General features: G+C 48.1%; 19 protein-coding genes and 1 pseudogene. 4 read left to right on the plus strand and 16 right to left on the minus strand.

What is annotated here, in order from left to right:
* Positions 1-16: 16 nt before the first annotated feature.
* From NUX24_RS19925 to NUX24_RS19940, 4 genes are all read right to left on the minus strand, one after another.
* Complete coding sequence (locus tag NUX24_RS19925; protein ID WP_257833646.1) at positions 17-595, minus strand: GNAT family N-acetyltransferase; 579 nt, start codon at positions 593-595, stop codon at positions 17-19.
* Positions 592-1,032, minus strand: coding sequence for a VOC family protein (locus NUX24_RS19930; protein WP_257833648.1), 441 nt, complete (start codon positions 1,030-1,032; stop codon positions 592-594). Before NUX24_RS19930 ends, NUX24_RS19925 begins: the two co-directional genes overlap by 4 nt.
* A gap of 97 nt (positions 1,033-1,129) precedes the next feature.
* Positions 1,130-1,471, minus strand: coding sequence for a DUF1294 domain-containing protein (locus NUX24_RS19935; RefSeq protein WP_257833650.1), 342 nt, complete (start codon positions 1,469-1,471; stop codon positions 1,130-1,132).
* 138 nt (positions 1,472-1,609) lie between these two features.
* Positions 1,610-3,133: a cyclic diguanylate phosphodiesterase gene (locus NUX24_RS19940; RefSeq protein ID WP_257833652.1), complete on the minus strand. Its 1,524-nt coding sequence runs from the start codon at positions 3,131-3,133 to the stop codon at positions 1,610-1,612.
* A 372-nt stretch (positions 3,134-3,505) separates the two neighbouring features.
* On the opposite strand from NUX24_RS19940, the gene NUX24_RS19945 reads away from it, so the two are divergent.
* The 4 genes and pseudogenes from NUX24_RS19945 (at position 3,506) to NUX24_RS19960 (ending at position 6,635) form a co-directional block, all read left to right on the plus strand.
* Entirely contained in the window at positions 3,506-3,916 is a 411-nt protein-coding gene (locus NUX24_RS19945; RefSeq protein ID WP_257833653.1) for an ASCH domain-containing protein, read from the plus strand.
* 156 nt (positions 3,917-4,072) lie between these two features.
* Positions 4,073-4,144 (plus strand): annotated as a pseudogene (locus NUX24_RS19950) (hypothetical protein); the annotation flags it as partial.
* A gap of 313 nt (positions 4,145-4,457) precedes the next feature.
* Positions 4,458-5,129, plus strand: coding sequence for an SOS response-associated peptidase (locus NUX24_RS19955; RefSeq protein ID WP_257833654.1), 672 nt, complete (start codon positions 4,458-4,460; stop codon positions 5,127-5,129).
* Between the two features lie 192 nt (positions 5,130-5,321).
* Complete coding sequence (locus NUX24_RS19960) at positions 5,322-6,635, plus strand: hypothetical protein (protein ID WP_257833656.1); 1,314 nt, start codon at positions 5,322-5,324, stop codon at positions 6,633-6,635.
* A gap of 46 nt (positions 6,636-6,681) precedes the next feature.
* Here NUX24_RS19960 and NUX24_RS19965 read toward each other — a convergent pair whose 3' ends face one another.
* From NUX24_RS19965 to NUX24_RS20020, 12 genes are all read right to left on the minus strand, one after another.
* Complete coding sequence (locus tag NUX24_RS19965) at positions 6,682-7,950, minus strand: Y-family DNA polymerase (protein ID WP_257833658.1); 1,269 nt, start codon at positions 7,948-7,950, stop codon at positions 6,682-6,684.
* Between the two features lie 2 nt (positions 7,951-7,952).
* Positions 7,953-8,372 carry a translesion error-prone DNA polymerase V autoproteolytic subunit gene (locus NUX24_RS19970; protein ID WP_028013554.1) on the minus strand — a complete coding sequence of 140 codons (420 nt, stop codon included), beginning with the start codon at positions 8,370-8,372 and terminating at the stop codon, positions 7,953-7,955.
* Positions 8,373-8,544: 172 nt separating this feature from the next.
* A complete protein-coding gene (locus NUX24_RS19975; protein WP_257833708.1) occupies positions 8,545-9,786 on the minus strand; it encodes a tail fiber domain-containing protein in 1,242 nt (413 codons plus the stop codon).
* Positions 9,787-9,842: 56 nt separating this feature from the next.
* Complete coding sequence (locus tag NUX24_RS19980; protein ID WP_257833660.1) at positions 9,843-10,082, minus strand: cor protein; 240 nt, start codon at positions 10,080-10,082, stop codon at positions 9,843-9,845.
* Positions 10,083-10,186: 104 nt separating this feature from the next.
* A complete protein-coding gene (locus tag NUX24_RS19985) occupies positions 10,187-10,864 on the minus strand; it encodes a hypothetical protein (protein ID WP_257833662.1) in 678 nt (225 codons plus the stop codon).
* Positions 10,864-11,166: a hypothetical protein gene (locus tag NUX24_RS19990; protein ID WP_149323838.1), complete on the minus strand. Its 303-nt coding sequence runs from the start codon at positions 11,164-11,166 to the stop codon at positions 10,864-10,866. The genes NUX24_RS19985 and NUX24_RS19990 overlap by 1 nt, the downstream gene beginning before the upstream one ends.
* On the minus strand, positions 11,166-14,351 hold the full coding sequence (locus NUX24_RS19995; protein ID WP_257833664.1) for a host specificity protein J: 3,186 nt from the start codon (positions 14,349-14,351) through the stop codon (positions 11,166-11,168). Before NUX24_RS19995 ends, NUX24_RS19990 begins: the two co-directional genes overlap by 1 nt.
* Positions 14,352-14,413: 62 nt before the next feature.
* Positions 14,414-14,980, minus strand: a complete 567-nt coding sequence (locus tag NUX24_RS20000; RefSeq protein WP_214586492.1) for a hypothetical protein — start codon at positions 14,978-14,980, stop codon at positions 14,414-14,416.
* A gap of 60 nt (positions 14,981-15,040) precedes the next feature.
* Positions 15,041-15,631, minus strand: coding sequence for a tail assembly protein (locus NUX24_RS20005; protein WP_257833668.1), 591 nt, complete (start codon positions 15,629-15,631; stop codon positions 15,041-15,043).
* Entirely contained in the window at positions 15,631-16,353 is a 723-nt protein-coding gene (locus NUX24_RS20010) for a C40 family peptidase (protein ID WP_257833670.1), read from the minus strand. Before NUX24_RS20010 ends, NUX24_RS20005 begins: the two co-directional genes overlap by 1 nt.
* Before the next feature lies 1 nt (position 16,354).
* A complete protein-coding gene (locus NUX24_RS20015) occupies positions 16,355-17,110 on the minus strand; it encodes a phage minor tail protein L (RefSeq protein WP_257833672.1) in 756 nt (251 codons plus the stop codon).
* On the minus strand, positions 17,107-17,454 hold the full coding sequence (locus NUX24_RS20020) for a phage tail protein (protein WP_257833674.1): 348 nt from the start codon (positions 17,452-17,454) through the stop codon (positions 17,107-17,109). Before NUX24_RS20020 ends, NUX24_RS20015 begins: the two co-directional genes overlap by 4 nt.
* Positions 17,455-17,462: the final 8 nt, after the last annotated feature.

Below are 17,462 nucleotides of genomic sequence, written 5' to 3' on the forward strand. Positions count from 1 at the left end.
TAATGGTAACGAGGCGTTAAGGCTGGAGGTGCTCCTCTCTCAGCAATGCATAAAGATATTCATCCCCCCACTCTCCCTTAAAAAAGACATTCTGCCGATAATGAGCTTCTCGTCGAAAGTGGAGTTTTTCCAGCAGATTTACAGCAGGCGTATTTCGTATATCCACAACGGCGATGAGCCGATGCTTTGCGTAATGCGTAAATAGCAGCGTGATAACGGCATTGAGTGCTTCCCGGGCGTAACCCTGCTTCTGATATTTCATATCAAAGGTCATACCCAGTTCAGCCTGCCTGCCCTCATCAAAAAAATGAACACCAATATCACCCGCCACTGCCCCGTCCGTTTGCCGTTCAACAATAATCTGATACCACGTATCATCGCTGTTAAACTCAAGAAGGGTCTGCTGAGCATATAATTTTTCTGCATCCCGCGTCGTAAACCGCTCCCAGCTCTGAAAACGGGCAACTTCAGGCTGGTTACGGTAGCCTGCAAGCTGCGATAAATCGGCAGATGCCAGAGGACGTAGTCGTAACCGGGGGGTTTGAAACGGCAACCTGTCTTCCATCTTTTTTCTCATATCACCCGTTAACTTCATTTTTCCGTATGAGCCGTCCGGATTGCCTCAAGCCCAACCCGCTGCCCGAATGACAGTTCTAATGTGTTGCCGTCAGGGTCGGCAAAAAATACATAGTAACCGACGGGATCGCCCAACTCCTCCGGTGCTTTTCTTAACACCCCTTCAGCGATTGCCATATCCGTTTTCCTGTCGAGTTCTTCACGCGTGGCGCAGGCAATCCCCAGGTGACCAAAGTTGCCCAGCGGCGTATCAGTCACATGGTCGGCCTGCACCAGCACAAGAGCGAAAGGACGGGTACGGTCGCTTAACCATGCCACCTTTCGGGCATCGGGAATACCGGGTTCACGCAGGTGGATGACGTCCATATTGGCGTAGCGACGGTAGAAAGCGATACTCTTTTCCAGATCCCTGACCATAAACGCAACGTGGGTAAAACCAACATCGATATCTTTCATTTTAAGATGTTACTCCTTTATCAGCACGTGGAGGCATCTTAAAAGCTCAAGTTAACTTGATGTCAACAAGCACTTCAGCTGTTTCTCCCTGCGCTGGTCAGGAAGCAAAAGAAGAGAAATGGTAAGCCGTCACCATTACGGCGATGCTGACGAAAATGCTGATAACAAAGTAGGTTTTGAAGGGCTGCTTTTGAGTTTTATGACGAAAGACCTGTTGGCCCACAATGGCACCAGGCCAGCCGCCTGTCGCGCCAAACACCAGCAGCGTGACTTCCGGCACCCTGCGCAAACCTTTACGCGCCGCCATTTTATCGGCGCCATACATACCTGTCGTCAGGGCGTTAATCAGCAGAAACCAGATGATCAGCGGATGCGAGGTAAGAAGGCTAGCTATTGCAGCGAAAATCAGAAGTGAATAACACAAGCGATTGAGGGTCATAGCACGGGTTACTGGGTTGTGAAGCGGTTGCCGAGGGCACAGTATACCCTCTCTTACGCCTGTCTCTTAAATGAAAGACTGTCTCTGTTATTTAAACACAAGATGTTGTCCCCCCCTTTTTATACGGTGCGATAAACGTCACTCCACTTTCACCTTAACTTTTGGCTTCGACAAAAGAACTTTCACCAGTTCCTTAAACGGTGTGGGTTTGAAGAAGTAAAAACCTTGTAAAAAATTGATGTGGTTACGCGTGAGATAATCCAGCTGCTCTGGTGTTTCAACGCCTTCTGCCACAATACTGATTGACAATTTTTTTGCCAGCTCCAGTACCGAATCCAGTATAACGGTTGAGTCCGCACTGGCATTAACCCTGGCAACAAAGCTTTGGTCGATTTTGATGTAATCAATGTGCAAATCCTGCAGGTAAGACAGACCAGAATAGCCGGTTCCAAAATCATCCAGTGCAATAGCAAAACCAATCTCGTGGAGCGCATTCAGGGTCTTAACGAGATGTTCATCGACATGGAGGGGTTCTCGCTCGGTCACTTCAATGACAAGGTTAAGATCCTGATGAATAAAGCTACGCTTGTAGTGGAGACACTCTTCAACAAAAGTGGAGGCAACAATATGAGACGCGCTGAAGTTAATACCGACATGGAACCCTTCGGGTAACAAGGTAGAAATCGAATTCATATGCGATGCAACCTGACGCATTAAGCTCTGGGTTAAGGGAATGATTAAGCCCGATTTCTCAGCGAGAGGAATAAATGACGCGGGAGAGATAAACCCTGACTTCGGGTGTTTCCATCTGGCCAGCACTTCTACCCCACGCAACGTTCCCTCTTTACCGCTTACTACGGGTTGGTAGTAGGGAATAATTTCATTTCTGTAGATGGCAATACGCAGCGATTCCTCAGGCGAAATATCCTTAGAGAGATATCGCTGCAGAAGATAAGCAGGAAGAGAGGAAATGAGCAGCAGAAATAACAGCACTCCACCGGCCTGGTCGAATAGTCTCGTCAGGCTAAAAAAAGGCGGAGAGTTAAATTGAATCGCGAAAGGATAATCAGCGTCTTTTACCCTGAGTACATCTTTGTTTGCATGGGCTGGCGTCATCACATCGCCGGATTGGCCTAAGCTACGATTGCCAACCTGCAGTGAATACGCCACGCCACGTAATGGCATATTCAGCGCATCCCGGATATGGCTGTCACTGATGCTCACCATGATTCGGCTTCCGGCATGCTGTGTCTGGTATAAAAGAACCGGCAGACCGTTGACTGTACTTTGCGCGGGAACGAGCAGCAATATTGTTTCAGGCAGCGCTGAGCCGTTAACCAACAATACGCGGTTTCCCGGCAACGAAGAGCACCAGACCGCATCTTTTTTCAGAATAACGATCGTTCTCAGGTGTGGCTGTAACGCAGCTTCGGTGCCGAGCCGATATTGTCCTTCAGCATCGCATTCATTTTCAGCAAGTTGCATCGCTATCCGGGCTGCATCGCGGGCTTCCTTAAGAATAACATTCATATTACGGACGACGTAGCGCGCCCCTGCCAGACTGTCTGCCCGTGCAGAATACCAGACCTGTAAATTGATAATAAAAACGCCCAGTATAAAAATTGTCGTGGCTACAGCTAAATAAATCGATATACGGCGCATTGAGGATTCTCGACCAGAGTGAAGTTGCCGCTTCGATGATGCTGAAGTGATTGAATTGTCATCGTCTTAAGCATGGTTGATAAAGAAAGAAATACCATGTCAGGCGTCAGAAATATAAAAGTTACAGAAAAAGCGTGGTGTCGGTTCTGTTCCACTGACTTTTCCTCGTTATACAACGTCACGCGCCTGGCTGCAGGCAACGGATTCACCACACAAATAACCCCATAAGGTTATATTTACTCGGCCAATATGCGCAACGCTTTGTTTTCCTGCCCACCCGTGCACAAACGCGTAGGAAAAGCCGACTACGCTTCCTGTAACGACAGAGTTTATGCTAAAACTGTTTTAATCAAGGGTTAAGAAAGGATTGGCATGGTAAAGGTTGAGGAATTACAAATGAAATACCCAGGCGCAATGGCCTGGCAAATGGGTGATGGCCCGGAACTGGCCAGCGTGCTTGCGGACCTGATTAAAAAAGGAATCAAAACGGCCACCTGCGGATCTTTTGCCTCGTACGCGCAGGATATGTCTGCTCCGCGGATGGGGAGCTACAACATAATCCTTGATGGCCAGAATGTCCCGGTCTGTGTGATCCGGCTGGTTTCAATGCGGCTGGTGCGTTTTTGCGATGTTAATGAGGAGTTCGCTCGCAAAGAGGGTGAAGGTGATTTAAGCCTTGAATACTGGCAGAAAGAGCATCAGCGATTTTTCTTCCGCGAAGGCCATTTTTCTGAAGATATGGAACTGATCGCAGAAGAATTTGAATTGGTTGAGGTGCTTTAAGCTGAGATAAAAGTGATACTTATCCCAGCGAGCCTTCACCCTTCTGATGCCCTCCCAGGTTTTTCAGGCTTTTTAAAGCTACCCTTGTCGATATAACGCATCACCCCGACATCACTAGTCATTACCCTTAAGCCTGCATAATGTGAATCATTATAGGGTTCCATATTTAACCCCGCTGTAAAACGTGCTGGTATTCGTCGCCGGAATCCGTACCATACGCGGCATACAATGTTTGCCCCTGCTGGCTCCGAAGGTAGTACTTAATGCAACAGAATCAAGAAATTAACAAAAAAGAACAATACAACCTGAATAAGCTACGCTGATTTTGTCAACTCATTGATATTATTTTTTTTATCAATCTATTCAAGTAATTATAGCATAGCAACTTCTCCCTAAAGCTACCCACAACTACATTTTTAATGCCCTTTTTTTGCCCCTATTCCGCATTTTTGCCCCTAAATTTGCCCCTAACTTTACACAGCGCATTCCTGTTTTTCTCCCTGCCCTATACTTTCAGTCTGACATTTGGCTGGAGGTTTCTATGTGTGGACGTTTTGCACAAGCTCAAACGCGTGAAGAATATCTGGCTTACCTGGTCGATGAAGCCGATCGTGACATCCCATACGACCCGGAGCCGATTGGACGCTACAACGTTGCGCCCGGTACAAAAGTTCTGCTTCTGAGCGAACGCGACGAGCAGCTGCATCTCGATCCAGTGTTCTGGGGCTATGCGCCCGGGTGGTGGGATAAGCCGCCACTGATTAACGCGCGCGTCGAAACTGCGGCCACGAGTCGAATGTTTAAATCTTTGTGGCAGCATGGCCGAGCGATATGCTTCGCCGATGGATGGTTCGAGTGGAAAAAGGAAGGCGACAAAAAACAGCCCTACTTTATCCACCGTGCAGATGGCCAGCCGATATTCATGGCTGCGATCGGCAGCACTCCGTTTGAGCGAGGCGATGAAGCGGAGGGTTTTCTCATCGTGACTTCTGCAGCTGATAAAGGCCTAGTCGATATTCACGACCGCCGGCCGCTTGTTCTGTCACCAGAAGCCGCCAGGGAGTGGATACGTCAGGATATAGGCGGGAAAGAAGCTGAAGATATAGCCGTCGACGGCGCTGTGCCAGCAGAGAACTTTGTTTGGCATGCGGTGTCACGTAATATAGGGAATGTTAAATCGCAAGGAAAAGAATTGATTGACATAATTAGTTAATACAAACCTTAACCTCTTGCTTTAATACAAAACGATCAATAAGTCAACAATTATTCCGCACAAGTTCGACTTTTAACATTCGTTAACATATGTTGAGTCCCACTTAGCAATAATGAATGTATAGTTTTATTGTTATGTTATTATTTTTTCTGTTAGATTAATCCCTACAGATACTCACTATAGCTTGAAACAATGAAATTCTTAGATGATATATTTACATCAATAGCTGGCAACGCAAAGACAAAAATAAATGATCCATTTATTGGGACATTCTTCTGCGCTTGGTTGATATGCAACTGGAGACAGCTATCTTTACTTTTCTGGGGAAATGGTAAAGCCTCAGAACGAATAAATTTATTTTATAACTACATTTCCGAGACACCTTTACTTGGATGGAATCAACTATTTACAATTCCATTCTGCATTGCGGCATTCTACTTGTTTATTTTCCCTTGGTTCTCATTTTGTATTAATTTCCTTCAGCATTGGGCTAACGAAAGCCTTCATAAACAAGCAGTTGATATTGAATTAATAAAAATTAATCATCAAAAAAACCTTAACAAAGAAAAATTAAAGTCAAACCCTAACAAACAATTTCTAGAACAATTAGTCCAGCAAGACATCAATAAAAGAAATGTCGTACTGGAGCATTTAAATGAAAGAACCTCAAGATTACAACAAAAAACTTTAGAAGCTAAATCCATGGCTAAGGAGCAGGAGGCGTTAGCACAAGAAGCATTAAATAAAGAATATATATCTAAAATAGACCTAGAGAAAAAAATTAAACAAGCCGAGTTGGAAAAGATAAAATTTGAAAGCGACTCTGCTAAAGCAAGAGCCACTCAAGCAACCAACAGGTTTCCATCTGCATATTATCTCATGCAGACAGTTGAAAGCAGCCTAAGTCAAGATGGAATTCATCTTTCCCTTAATGCTTTAAGCTCAATCATAGCGTCTCTATTTGGATATGAAGATTTCGAATCACTAGTAAATGACAAGGATTTCAATAATGAGACTTTAGGAAAAGTAAAGTATGTTTATTATGATGATGAATTGGCAAAACGATTAGAACAGATAGTAGATGACGAAAATTCAGACAATGAAAACCTCACTGCGGATTTTATTTTCGAACATCTAGAATCTTTATTTGAAGAGCAACCTTTTAAATTAATTTCTGGCGATCTGCTTGCTGAATCTTGCAGGGATGAATTTGAGAGCTATCCTTTTGATATCTTTAATAATGAAGGAACCGCAGGCGCTATAGCGATGTCAAATACCATTTTTGAGAATATTGAAGATATTAATTTAGAAAGCTATAGTTTCGAAAACGGCTTTTATGCAGAAATTTCAGCTAATGCAAGTGGCGAGCATCGAAAAGAAGTTGGAGTACCGGGTCGCAGTATGACTATTTCTGTTACCATGGAATGCAATGTTCTAGTTGGAAAGTTTGGACTTGGTCAAATTGAACAGGGTGCGGTAATCGGTACCTTGGATGAATTTGAGTAATTTAGTTTTCAACACAAGATTAAGTTAGCCATGGGTTCGCTAAATATTATCGGACCCTAAGGAGATCAGAAAAACGAGTGGTATAGCGTGGGGAGAGCATTTCACGCTTCATCTGCCACTGTTGCTGTATGCCCTGTCCGGCAAAGTAGAGCGTTCCTTTCCCGTCTTTTGCGTTCAGATGATCGAGCACCTCCATTAACTTATCGCTTCCGGCCCGCGGCGCGTTCTCATCGAACAGGTTAAGCTGGGCCACACCTTGGCTGAAGAAGTCCCCGAGCATAATGCCGGCTTTCTGGTACCGGTGACCATCCTGCCAGATTTTGTCCAGGCACTTTACCGCGGCGTTAATGATGTCGCGTGAATCCTGAGTTGGGGTAAGAAGCTTTATGGACGCACTGTTACCGTAATACGGCTCGTTAAGCGCAAAGGGAGAGGTTTTCACGAACGCAGAAATAAAGCGGCAGTACTGATGTTCACCCCGTAGTTTTTCAGCACCACGGGCGGCATAGCTGCAGATAGCTTGGCGCATCTGTTCATACTCAGTAACGCGTTCGCCGAATGACCGGCTGCAGACGATTTCCTGCTTAGCTGGTGCAAACTCCTCCAGATCCAGACATGGTTCGCCGCGCAGCTCCCGGACAGTTCGCTCCAGGACAACATTGAAGTGCTTTCGAATAATCCACGTACTCTGCTCTGAGAGGTCGAGAGCCGTTTTGATGCCCATGGCGTTCAGCTTCTTACTGATGCGCCTGCCGACGCCCCAGACATCCTCCACAGGCACAATAGCCAACAACCGACGCTGGCGATCGATATTGGACAAATCAACAACTCCGCCCGTCTGCCTCTGCCATTTTTTGGCGGCATGGTTTGCGAGCTTCGCCAGTGTCTTTGTCTGGGCAATGCCAACACCGACCGTCAGGTGCGTACGCTTCAGAACTGTAGCGCGGATCTCTTTCCCAAAGTCTGTCAGGTCACGACAATTTCGAACACCAGTCAGGTCACAAAAAGCTTCATCGATACTGTAAATTTCGACGCGGGGGCTCATTTCCTCCAACGTTGTCATCACCCGGTTGGACATGTCAGCATAGAGCTCGTAATTACTGCTGAAGCAAACAACACCAGCGCGCCGGAATAGATCCTTTTGCTTAAAGAAAGGCTCTCCCATGGTAATTCCGGCGGCTTTGGCCTCGGCGCTGCGCGCGATTACGCAGCCGTCATTATTCGAGAGAACAACCACTGGCCGCCCTTTCAAATCGGGCCGAAACACCGTCTCGCATGATGCGTAGAAAGAATTCACATCACAGAGCGCAAACATATTCAGCTCGCAGATTTAACGATGAAAGTCACGACACCGAAAACATCAAGCGTGTCCTCGCTACCGACAATAATCGGCGAGTAAGCGCTGTTCATAGGATTGAGCTGCACGGTCGGGCGCAGCTGCAGGCGCTTAACAGTGAACTCCCCTTCCACCGCGGCGATGACAATGTCACCATGCTCAGCAGTGCGTGAGCTGTCCACCACCAGCAGATCACCGTCGCTGATCCCGGCTTCGATCATTGAATCACCCGCGGCTTTAACGAAGTATGTTGAGCTCGGGTGAGCAACAAGTAACTCATTGAGATCGATACGCTGTTCAACGTAATCAGCTGCAGGGCTGGGGAAACCACACTGCACTAAGTCACTGAAAAGCGGAAGCGCGATAATTTCTCGCAGTTCTGTTGGCCTGATGAATTCCATTGCATACACCTCTAATACTGTTTTTATATACAGTAGTTTTATTTGTAAGTGTCCGCAAGATACAGGCCCTACCGTCACTGCTTAAAGCTTCGCCGTTTCGTTTCTAAGTTTCTCTCTCGTTTCGAATTATGACTTTTGTAAATTATTCGCTTCAAACTCCAATTGAGTAGTTTTAATCCAAAGCCCCTACATCCAGTTCTTTGATTAGCCTTTTGATGCAACTAACTTCATCCATTAGAGCAAGGATGGCTTCATGGTGAAGAGCGGCAGCCACACCGAAGGTATCGACTGATTTTACATCCTCTATTTCTGAGCCATCTCGTAACGTTGTTTTTCCATATGATTTAACTGCTTCAGGAAAAACCTTCTCGACTTCCTGAGCTATGAAGCCATACCCATGCGCAGGAGTGTCGAGGCGGTCCCATTCAACGCCTCGAACCTGCTGCATTTTCATAAGTGGATCAGCGATTACCGTTACATTTTCTTTGATGCGCTCGTCAGATGCCGTTACCCAATTGCCTGTGGCAGCGCCATTGGAATGGAAAACCCAAGTGACCATCCCTTCCTGATTCGACCCTTTCAGGTTTAGTGTGACATTATCAAAATTAGCCCCGCCACCACGGGCTCCCCCGAAAGACCATTCTCCTGTATACCAGGTGCCTTTGATGAGGTTGACGTAATTACCTGTATTTGGGTTATAGCCACTGGCCACGACCAGGCTGATGCCGTTATTCATCAATCCACCGCCACCATTATCCCCAGAATTGATGGCAAATCCGGGGTTACCGTTAATCCCTGGCTGGACTGTAATTGGGCTCGTAATTTTTCCACCCGCTTTCTGATCGACAGTATTTAAACGCGAATCATCGCCGGCGGCGACCGTTCCCGCCGCTGCGCCGACGTCCCTGATTGCGCTGTTTCCTAAACCGAGGTTTGTGCGAGCGCCTGATGCGGTTGTCGATCCGGTACCGCCCTGGTTAACAGGTACGGCCCCGCCGCTCTTAGTTGCCATATTGTCAGACAGATATTTCCATGAAGGGCCGATGAATGTCGTACCATCTGGCAGCTTAACTGTGATATTTCCGGCGGCGCTGTAAACCTGCTGCCAGTTCTGTTTATCGTAATTCAGTCCACGCAGCGCTTCAGCACTTTGCGTCACCAGCGCGGCAGTGACCATGTTAAGCGCCACGCGAGGGACCGCTGACCAGGCCGCGCCGGATTGAGTTGGCCCGGTAAAGTTGCTGACCAGCGTCAGCTGGGTATTGCTCTCGACTGATTTCACCGGCAGCGTATAAGGTACACCACCCACAGTAGAGACAATGAAGTCACCTGCAGAGAGTTCGGTTGCGAATACAGTTCCGGAACCGCCAACAATAGCGGACCCATTTGTCAGGGTGAGGGTACCTGCCGACATAAAAGACTCCTGAGTGCAGATAATAAAAAACCCGCCGAAGCGGGTTCTTGTTTTGTTCATTTTGAACAGGTCGACCTGGTGAAGTTATTTTTGCTCACCCATCGCCAGTTGAAGGGGTAGCCTGCTCTATATTCTGTCTGATTAGCTACTTTACGCACACCGTAAATCTGTACCGACAGAACCTGACCTCCAATAAGTGCTTCTGCCTCGCATAATGGCTTTTGCTTTTGCAGAACTGAACCAGAGCAAGCAGAAAGAAACAGGCAAAATGCCATCGCTAACATTATTTTCGTCATTTCACACCGTGGTTAGTTTTTATTAAGTAAAAACTAACGCAGCGGTACTGAAATATAAAATAGATATAACAGATCAATTAAGTGAATTTGATCGCTTAAAACGATCAATCATAGGCGGCGGTGTTGATAGCCGTCAAAGCTATTCCAGTCGTTGTCCCACCCGCAGCAGAACCGGTAGACGTTGTCGAGGGCGCGGCATTAATTCTGGTTGATGAACCATTAAACCGACATCCTGAGTAGGCTGTGATATTCACAATAGTGGGTGGTTTAGTGTTATTGTTCTGGATGATCTGGGAGCCAAGAATAGCGGGTGCCACCGCATAACTACCAGGCAGAGTGACGTCAATATTAATTCCACCTGTCGTAGCTCCAGGCGTCCCAACAGTCACAAGGTCACTCAATATCCGACTCTCGTTTGTCAGAACCAACTTCCCGGTGGCATCCCAGATAGCAAATCCCCATTTTGGCAATGTCTGAGGATAAATAGCAAAGATGTAAGCCGTTAATGTATGTGCCTGTCCATAGGCATTGCTTGATCCAACAAGAATATTTCCTCCTGATCTGGCTGCAGTAACCATAGTAGGTTGAGCAGTATCACTCGTTTTGCAAAAAACCATTGCTGGGTAAGAAACGTCCAGAGCTATTGTTGCAGATGCACCGTGATATGCCCCGCTTGCTACTGAGTTAACCACTGCCCTCCTGTAGAGACAAAATGGCGTGGACTGAGGCGTAATAAAGGGATTTCCATTATCCAGAGCTATCAGTGCGCCATAATCTGCCATTATGCTTTCTCCACAAAAACTACGAGCTCACATTCAGAGGCTGGAAAGTTTCCAATCCCTGCGCTGTTTGCTGCTCCAAGAGTTATCGTATTTCCGCTGGCGACGATACTGCGCCCTACCGAGACCGCCCCCTTATCCAGAGAAACGACAAACCCGACCTTCATTCCTGCCGGAATGGTAAACGACCAGCTTCCAGAGTTTTGCCCCTCAGAAAGTTGAATACGTCCGACCACTGAAACTGGCTTAATACCATAATTGTTCGGATTGCCATTGGCATCCCATGTCTGAATGCCCCACGTCATTAAAATACTCCTGTAAGTTTACCAATCTGTACGCGGAGGACACCGTTCGCATCCCTGATGCTGTCAGTAACGTTCGTGGTCTTTCTTGCGCCCTGCCCATCGCTGCCGTAGTTTTCCCAGGTACCGCCTTTGTCCAGTTTCCACCCGGACTGCCCTGGTACGTAATTGTTGGACTGGATGAAGTTGCCAATTTTAGCATTGGTGATCGTGCCATCCTGAATAAACGCTGAGCTAATAAAGACCTGACCATTAACCACTGCGAACGGTGAATACTGGGTATCACCACTGCCACTCATCAATACAAACTGATTAGCGTTGAACCCAATACGGGTAACTACTGGTTTCCCGGCCTCAGCAAGCACAGCAATCGACATCCCGGCGTTGTACATCACCCCGTTTATCCTCACGCCTGTTTTGAGGGTGTAGATTGCTGAAGCACCTGAGGCATCGACGACGGCTGTGAGCTTGTCTTCCAGGGAAGCGGTGACGTTGTCGATCTGCGCCTGCACCTGTGTCGACATTTCGGCCATTGCCCTATCCACCTCAGCAATAGTCGTTTTCACAACGAGGATATCGGCGCGTACCTCTCCGTATTGCGCCCATTGATGTTCAACTGTTCCATGGTTGGCCAGCGCGTTCTGCATTGCAGCTTCGAGATTGGTATCAATATCGCTGGTCAGACGGTCGCCGTCGGCCGAGGTAAGGAAATCGTCTGCGATTTCACCCAGATAATCATCAGCATTATCGTTAGACATTCCCCTGATCCAGTCGGTATAGCCGGACTCGTTACCCGTTCTGTCAACCAGCTGCGCGCGATACCAGAATTCCTGCCCGGCTTTCAGCCCGAGCTGGGTATATTCAGCAGATGGATAAGGTACGTCCGATAGCAGCAACGGATCGGAAAAGTCACTGTTAGCGGTGTACTGAATTTCCGTTTTAAGCGTATCGCCGGTGTTTGCCGGGAAGCCCCAGTTCAGACGAATACCCCAGTTGATGGCCGTAGCCATAAAGCCCACTGGCTTGGGCGGATTGCCCACTTTGCCGGTCAACGTCTTCTCTTCTGAATATCCCCACCCGGAAGAAATTTCCGCTGCGTTGATAGCACGCACGCGCACCAGGTACCGTCCGGCGTAAATCCCCGGGACGTCGAATGACGTGGTGGAGCTGCGCGGCACGTTAACCCAGTTCCCGTCATTGCGGCGCCATTGCGCCTCATAGGCGATGGCATTTTGTGCCTGGTCCCAGCTTACGCGCATGGTTTCGACGCTGATATTTTGCTGAACCACCGAAAACGAGCTGATCGCGATGTTGGCTGGCGGCGACTGATTACCTGGAGGGATGACACTTACCGGCCGCTGATCAATGATGGCACCCGTATCGATTCGGGCATATTTATCCGGATCGTGATTTGCCCCCGTGATGGTATATGTCCCGTCATTGTTATCGGTGACACTAATTACCCTGTACTGCTGCGCATAAAGTTCATCAGATTCAATAACCCATACAGCCTCAGCCTGCGGAAGTTCACTAAAGGCGGTTGTCACGGTAACCATTTCACCTGACAGGGACTGAATCGTCCGGAATTGGGTAATACCCGACGGCAGGTTTACCATTATCCTGTCGCCGACCTTAGCACTTGGTACCCGGTCAAGCTTGAGGACGCGACCATTAACCGCGGATAATCGACCGCCTAAATCTCTCCCTGAAAGATTTCGGTCAGAAACAGCAATTATGTACCCCGGCTGAGGAATATTGCCGTCCAGACCAACGTCAAACGTTACAATCCTATCTTTATTGTTGGTCAGGATCCCCCAGCGCCCTTTTCTGTTAGCCTCAGACTGCCGGGTGCAACCGATGGCGGTGATCTCAAGCTGGTTGAAACCATAGCGCGCCACCAGCTCCTGTTCGAAGACTGGCTCCATTGCATCAGCATAGCCATTTGCCGGATCAGACCAGGATACAAGAGCGTTTGTGTAGCGACTTTTGGTTGTGCTGCTGGAATATACGAATTTGCCGTCGACAACGTTAGCATGCGTGTAGGTAAAATCGACATCTCTGGGCATGTCCGCAAGGGCAACAATCTGATCGTCTCCCCAGTAGGTCATGCCTCGAAAAATGGCGGCGAAGTCACGCAGGACGGTGTAAGCGTCATTTCGATCCTGAATGTATACGTTGCAGGTGTAACGAGGTTCAGCTCCGCTACCACCCTTACCATCCGGTACCGGTTGATCACAATATTGAGCGACCTGATAAAGCGTCCATTTGTCGATATTGGCTGCCGTTAGCCGATTACCAAGGCCGAAGCGGTCAGTGACCACCAGATCGTAAAATATCCACGCAGGGTTATCTGTCCATGCCCACTTAAAAGCGCCCGTCCAGATGCCGCTGTACGTTCGTGTTTCTGGGTCATAGTTATCGGGCACACGGATAACACGTCCGCGAGGCTCGCAGGATATTTGCGGTATCGAGCCATTGAACTGGCTCGAATCAAATTCGATGTACAGTAGCGCGGTATTCGGATAGCGCAGTTTGGCGTCGATTACTTCTGTGAAGCTTTGCAGCGTCATCGTGTCGCCAATCTTCGCGCTATTTGCGTCAGCTGTAATCTTACGCAGCCTGATGGTCCAGATGCTGCCAGCCTGAGATAAATCGATACGGTGGCTGCGCTCGTAACCAGAGGTGGTTTTCCCGGTCACGCTGGTATTTAGCACCGTCTGCCAGGTACCGCCATCTGTCTGCAGGTCAATTGCGTAGTTGACCGAATAGCCAACCAGATCGCTATCATCCTCCTGTTTGAAGAGAGAAGGCCATTTTAGACGCAGGCGAACAGCTGAAAGCTGCGTATTGGTGAACGTGCGCGTCCACGCTGTAGAGCTGGAAACTTCGGAGCCTACATTGATTTCATTTTCGGTACCCGGGATCCCTTGAATGTATTTTTGCGCCTGAGTTCCAGAACGAAACTCCCACGCCACACCGCTGAAGTTCTGTGAACCATCTGCGTTCTCAAGTGCGGTGCCATCGAGATAAATATCGCGCGCAGTAAGGCCACCAGCAAACTCCCCCTCTCCCAGCGCGAGAAGGATTTTTGCCTTGGCTACTGACTGCAGATCGTCTGGCTGTTCTGTAGGAGTTCTTGAGCTTGAACTGCCGCCCTTGCGGCCTTTAATAGCGGTTGCTATAGCCATATTGCGCCCATAAAAAAAGCCACCCGGAGGTGGCCATAATTAGAACAATGTTGAATTAAATATTATTTGATAAGCAAACCAAAATAATAGTGCTCATCGAAAATACGGAGAAAGCGAATTGCACAATTACGAACGTACTCTAATTGTTCCGAACGAGGAATGTCACCGTGTCGCGGATAGTTCAGGTAATAATACCCAACCTCATATTCATAATTATTTGTAAAATCATCATGCAATGCGCTCCAGTACGTCATTACTCTATATAAAAGGCCATTTGGCAAGTCATACCATTTAGCAAAAGTTCTAGTTAATTCACTCCAGACATCATCCTCAAGTTCAGAATAGGCGAGCTTTTTGAATGTTAGTCGCATTGCCAATATGAACGCGACTCGTTCAGTAGGCAACACTTCCCCAATCTCATCAACGTAGCCATCAAAGTAGCGAAATAACTCATCTTTCGAGATTTCCTTATCTAATCCCAAAGATGCCAAAATCAAAAGATTTGAAGACTCATTGCCAGCAGAAATCTGGTTTTCAGCCCAGTCTGTGAACGCCCTTCTGTCCAAACCAGGCTCGTTTAATTTTCTTAATCCAAGTAAATCTTGAAAGTCTATAGCATAACCATCCATAAGCATTTCCAGTTATATAATGCGTTCTTTCAAGAAGATACTCTTAGCTTGGCACTATAGCTACTGCTGATCGTCAACATAAATGCCAGCAGAAATGATCGCACCACCGATTCGTCGCTTGCCGTAAAGAAGCGGTACCGGATTTCCCTGGGCTGTCGTATTGGTTACTCCACCAAATGCGTAGCTGGCCTTGTTGTCTGCCGATTGCTTGCTGGCAAGTCCCGTTGTCTGCGGAGAGAGCATTTGTACGACACCACCAAGGGCCATCGCAGCGCCAAATTGCATTAGAGGAACGCCAACTGCACCACCGCCAAAGTATGACGCCACAGCACCAACTGCGACCAAAGCCACGCCTAAGATAGTCTGGAATACTCCACCACGTTTACTCCCGAGGATAACCGGCGCGATACGGATGTCAGCGGTACTCTGATCCATAGAGAGTTCTTCATCGTTCAGGTTACGCTTTCCACTGAATACAGCGTAAGTAAGCCCGCGCTGCTTACTGGTATTCAAAAAACGCTCGAAGCCTGGCACGATAACGCACAATGCGCGGATGGCTTCTTTTGGTGAGGCTACTGAAAGTTGGAATTCGCGGCCAAACGTAGTACCCAAAACACCATATAGGCGAACAGTACGGACGGATTCGTACATTATCCCTCCTGCATGATTAGGCTTTTATGCCTGACAATTTTCATGGTTCTCTCCATCCAGTACCCTCCATATGGCACACGTTGACTGAGGTGACCATAAAGATGATGGAGAAGCATGTTCCCCTCCAGCAAGATCCCTGAATGGTTCCACTTATTCGATTCCACCTGCATGATGATCAAATCGCCCGGCATTGGTGATCCTCTGAATTCTCGGAACCCACATTCATACCAGCAATCCTGATAGAAATTATCCGGATAGGAGCCCTCCCACCACGGATAATCAACACGGTAATCCTGAAGTTCGACATCATGCTCCTGCCGGAAATAGCTCATCACCAGCCCCCAACAGTCGTAGTGTCCGAGCACAAACGGGCGCCCGAGCAGCGGCAATTCTCCGCGTGGAGTAATGGTACGAAAGTCTCCTTCCGGCCAACTGACAATATGCCAGGGCAGCAACGTTGCATCGCATTGAGCCTTGTCCAGTTCGCTTGGTTGGGTCGTCGCGTCGGGGTGGCTATGTACGATTCCCGTTATCGTCCCCCAGTCTTCAGCAGCAGCGTAATCCTCTGGCGAAAGGTGAAACTGTTCCGTTGGCTCAGCAGCCAGGTTACGGCAAGGGAAATAGCGTTCAACCCGGCTTTTCTGCGCTATCACGCCGCAGCATTCGTGGGGATAGTCTTTCGCAGCATGCGCCAGGATGTCCTGAATTGTTTTCTGACGCATGTTAACTCCTGATCAAAGATGTTCCCGGAAAACCACCGAAAGGAAGTTCATTGTGTTCACCAAACCGAAGCTTGCAGGCGGTGAGCGTGCCGTTGCATTCATCCAATGAGGGATCGCTTACCGGATTGTTGTTTCTGTCGAAGTAAAGCGTGCCGGCATAATCGCACCCATCGCCGGTGCGGTACCTATTCCGGATGCACCATGTGCAAAGGGAATGCAGCTGTCTGGTCGGAATCATCAATCCCTGCAGATCCATCGGGCTGGTAAGAACAAACTCGATACTTTCACCGGGAAGCTCGCTATTTTTACCGTCGATATAGAAAACCCGCTTCCTCACCTGCAAGGGATCTGCTGTTGGATTTCCATCAGGGAAATTACGCGCATCCAGGTAATGCGCAAAAGTGTCATGAATCGTAACTTTGGCCTGAAGCATATCGTCATAGACCAGACAGAGAGCAGTGATAGAGCTGTCAATATTGGCAACGGTGAGCGTCGGCTGGGCGCTACTGCCATCGGTTGACGCTTCCAGTCCCTCGAGCTTATATGGCCAGGCACCATACTCTTCGCCCTGCCACCAAATACTCTTCGCCTTTAACTTTGATTCGTCGCCACCAGCAGCCGCAATCTCTTCTTCAGTATGCGGGAGGTTATAAGCGTGAAAGCGCAGAACGTCGTCCAGACCAAACGCAGAACCGTCTACCTCAAGAAGACGTATTTTTTCACCCGGTTCGAGGCGTTGATAATCTTCAGTAATCATGGTGCGTATGCCTGTTTGAAGGTTGCTTTTATGGTCATCACTTTGCTGGATAGCGGCTGGGCTTTAATGGAATCAGCTTCAATCCGGTATAAACCGGTTTCGCCAACAGGAGACGTCCAGATAAAGGATTTTGTGATGTGCTTGCGGCAAAAACTTAGCGCATCGAGCATCTCTGCCTTTTTTCCCGTTAAGGTCATCGGCCATGACTGTTTTTCAGCGTTGATGCCTTCACCGGCGATCTGTTCAAAGCCGTCTCCAAAGGATGCAGAGCGTGTTGCGTAAGTGAGCTCCCCTTCCATTCCCGCCTGAATCTGGGTTCGCCAGATAAATGTTTCGATTGCCATGCTTTCTC

The organism is Enterobacter sp. HG048 (assembly GCF_024702055.1).
In the GTDB taxonomy this organism is placed as follows: domain Bacteria; phylum Pseudomonadota; class Gammaproteobacteria; order Enterobacterales; family Enterobacteriaceae; genus Enterobacter; species Enterobacter dykesii.

Bases quoted from the DNA above. Each gene is read 5' to 3' on its own strand.
- NUX24_RS19945 (WP_257833653.1), top strand. From the start codon at position 3,506: ATGGTAAAGGTTGAGGAATTACAAATGAAATACCCAGGCGCAATGGCC.
- NUX24_RS20005 (WP_257833668.1), bottom strand. From the start codon at position 15,631: ATGTACGAATCCGTCCGTACTGTTCGCCTATATGGTGTTTTGGGTACT.
- NUX24_RS20015 (WP_257833672.1), bottom strand. From the start codon at position 17,110: ATGATTACTGAAGATTATCAACGCCTCGAACCGGGTGAAAAAATACGT.
- NUX24_RS20010 (WP_257833670.1), bottom strand. From the start codon at position 16,353: ATGCGTCAGAAAACAATTCAGGACATCCTGGCGCATGCTGCGAAAGAC.
- NUX24_RS19930 (WP_257833648.1), bottom strand. From the start codon at position 1,032: ATGAAAGATATCGATGTTGGTTTTACCCACGTTGCGTTTATGGTCAGG.
- NUX24_RS20020 (WP_257833674.1), bottom strand. From the start codon at position 17,454: ATGGCAATCGAAACATTTATCTGGCGAACCCAGATTCAGGCGGGAATG.
- NUX24_RS19975 (WP_257833708.1), bottom strand. From the start codon at position 9,786: ATGTCGGCAGGTACCCTCACCCTGACAAATGGGTCCGCTATTGTTGGC.
- NUX24_RS19990 (WP_149323838.1), bottom strand. From the start codon at position 11,166: ATGACGTGGGGCATTCAGACATGGGATGCCAATGGCAATCCGAACAAT.
- NUX24_RS19965 (WP_257833658.1), bottom strand. From the start codon at position 7,950: ATGTTTGCGCTCTGTGATGTGAATTCTTTCTACGCATCATGCGAGACG.
- NUX24_RS19955 (WP_257833654.1), top strand. From the start codon at position 4,458: ATGTGTGGACGTTTTGCACAAGCTCAAACGCGTGAAGAATATCTGGCT.
- NUX24_RS19970 (WP_028013554.1), bottom strand. From the start codon at position 8,372: ATGGAATTCATCAGGCCAACAGAACTGCGAGAAATTATCGCGCTTCCG.
- NUX24_RS19980 (WP_257833660.1), bottom strand. From the start codon at position 10,082: ATGACGAAAATAATGTTAGCGATGGCATTTTGCCTGTTTCTTTCTGCT.
- NUX24_RS19995 (WP_257833664.1), bottom strand. From the start codon at position 14,351: ATGGCTATAGCAACCGCTATTAAAGGCCGCAAGGGCGGCAGTTCAAGC.
- NUX24_RS19940 (WP_257833652.1), bottom strand. From the start codon at position 3,133: ATGCGCCGTATATCGATTTATTTAGCTGTAGCCACGACAATTTTTATA.
- NUX24_RS19925 (WP_257833646.1), bottom strand. From the start codon at position 595: ATGAAGTTAACGGGTGATATGAGAAAAAAGATGGAAGACAGGTTGCCG.
- NUX24_RS19960 (WP_257833656.1), top strand. From the start codon at position 5,322: ATGAAATTCTTAGATGATATATTTACATCAATAGCTGGCAACGCAAAG.
- NUX24_RS19985 (WP_257833662.1), bottom strand. From the start codon at position 10,864: ATGGCAGATTATGGCGCACTGATAGCTCTGGATAATGGAAATCCCTTT.
- NUX24_RS20000 (WP_214586492.1), bottom strand. From the start codon at position 14,980: ATGGATGGTTATGCTATAGACTTTCAAGATTTACTTGGATTAAGAAAA.
- NUX24_RS19935 (WP_257833650.1), bottom strand. From the start codon at position 1,471: ATGACCCTCAATCGCTTGTGTTATTCACTTCTGATTTTCGCTGCAATA.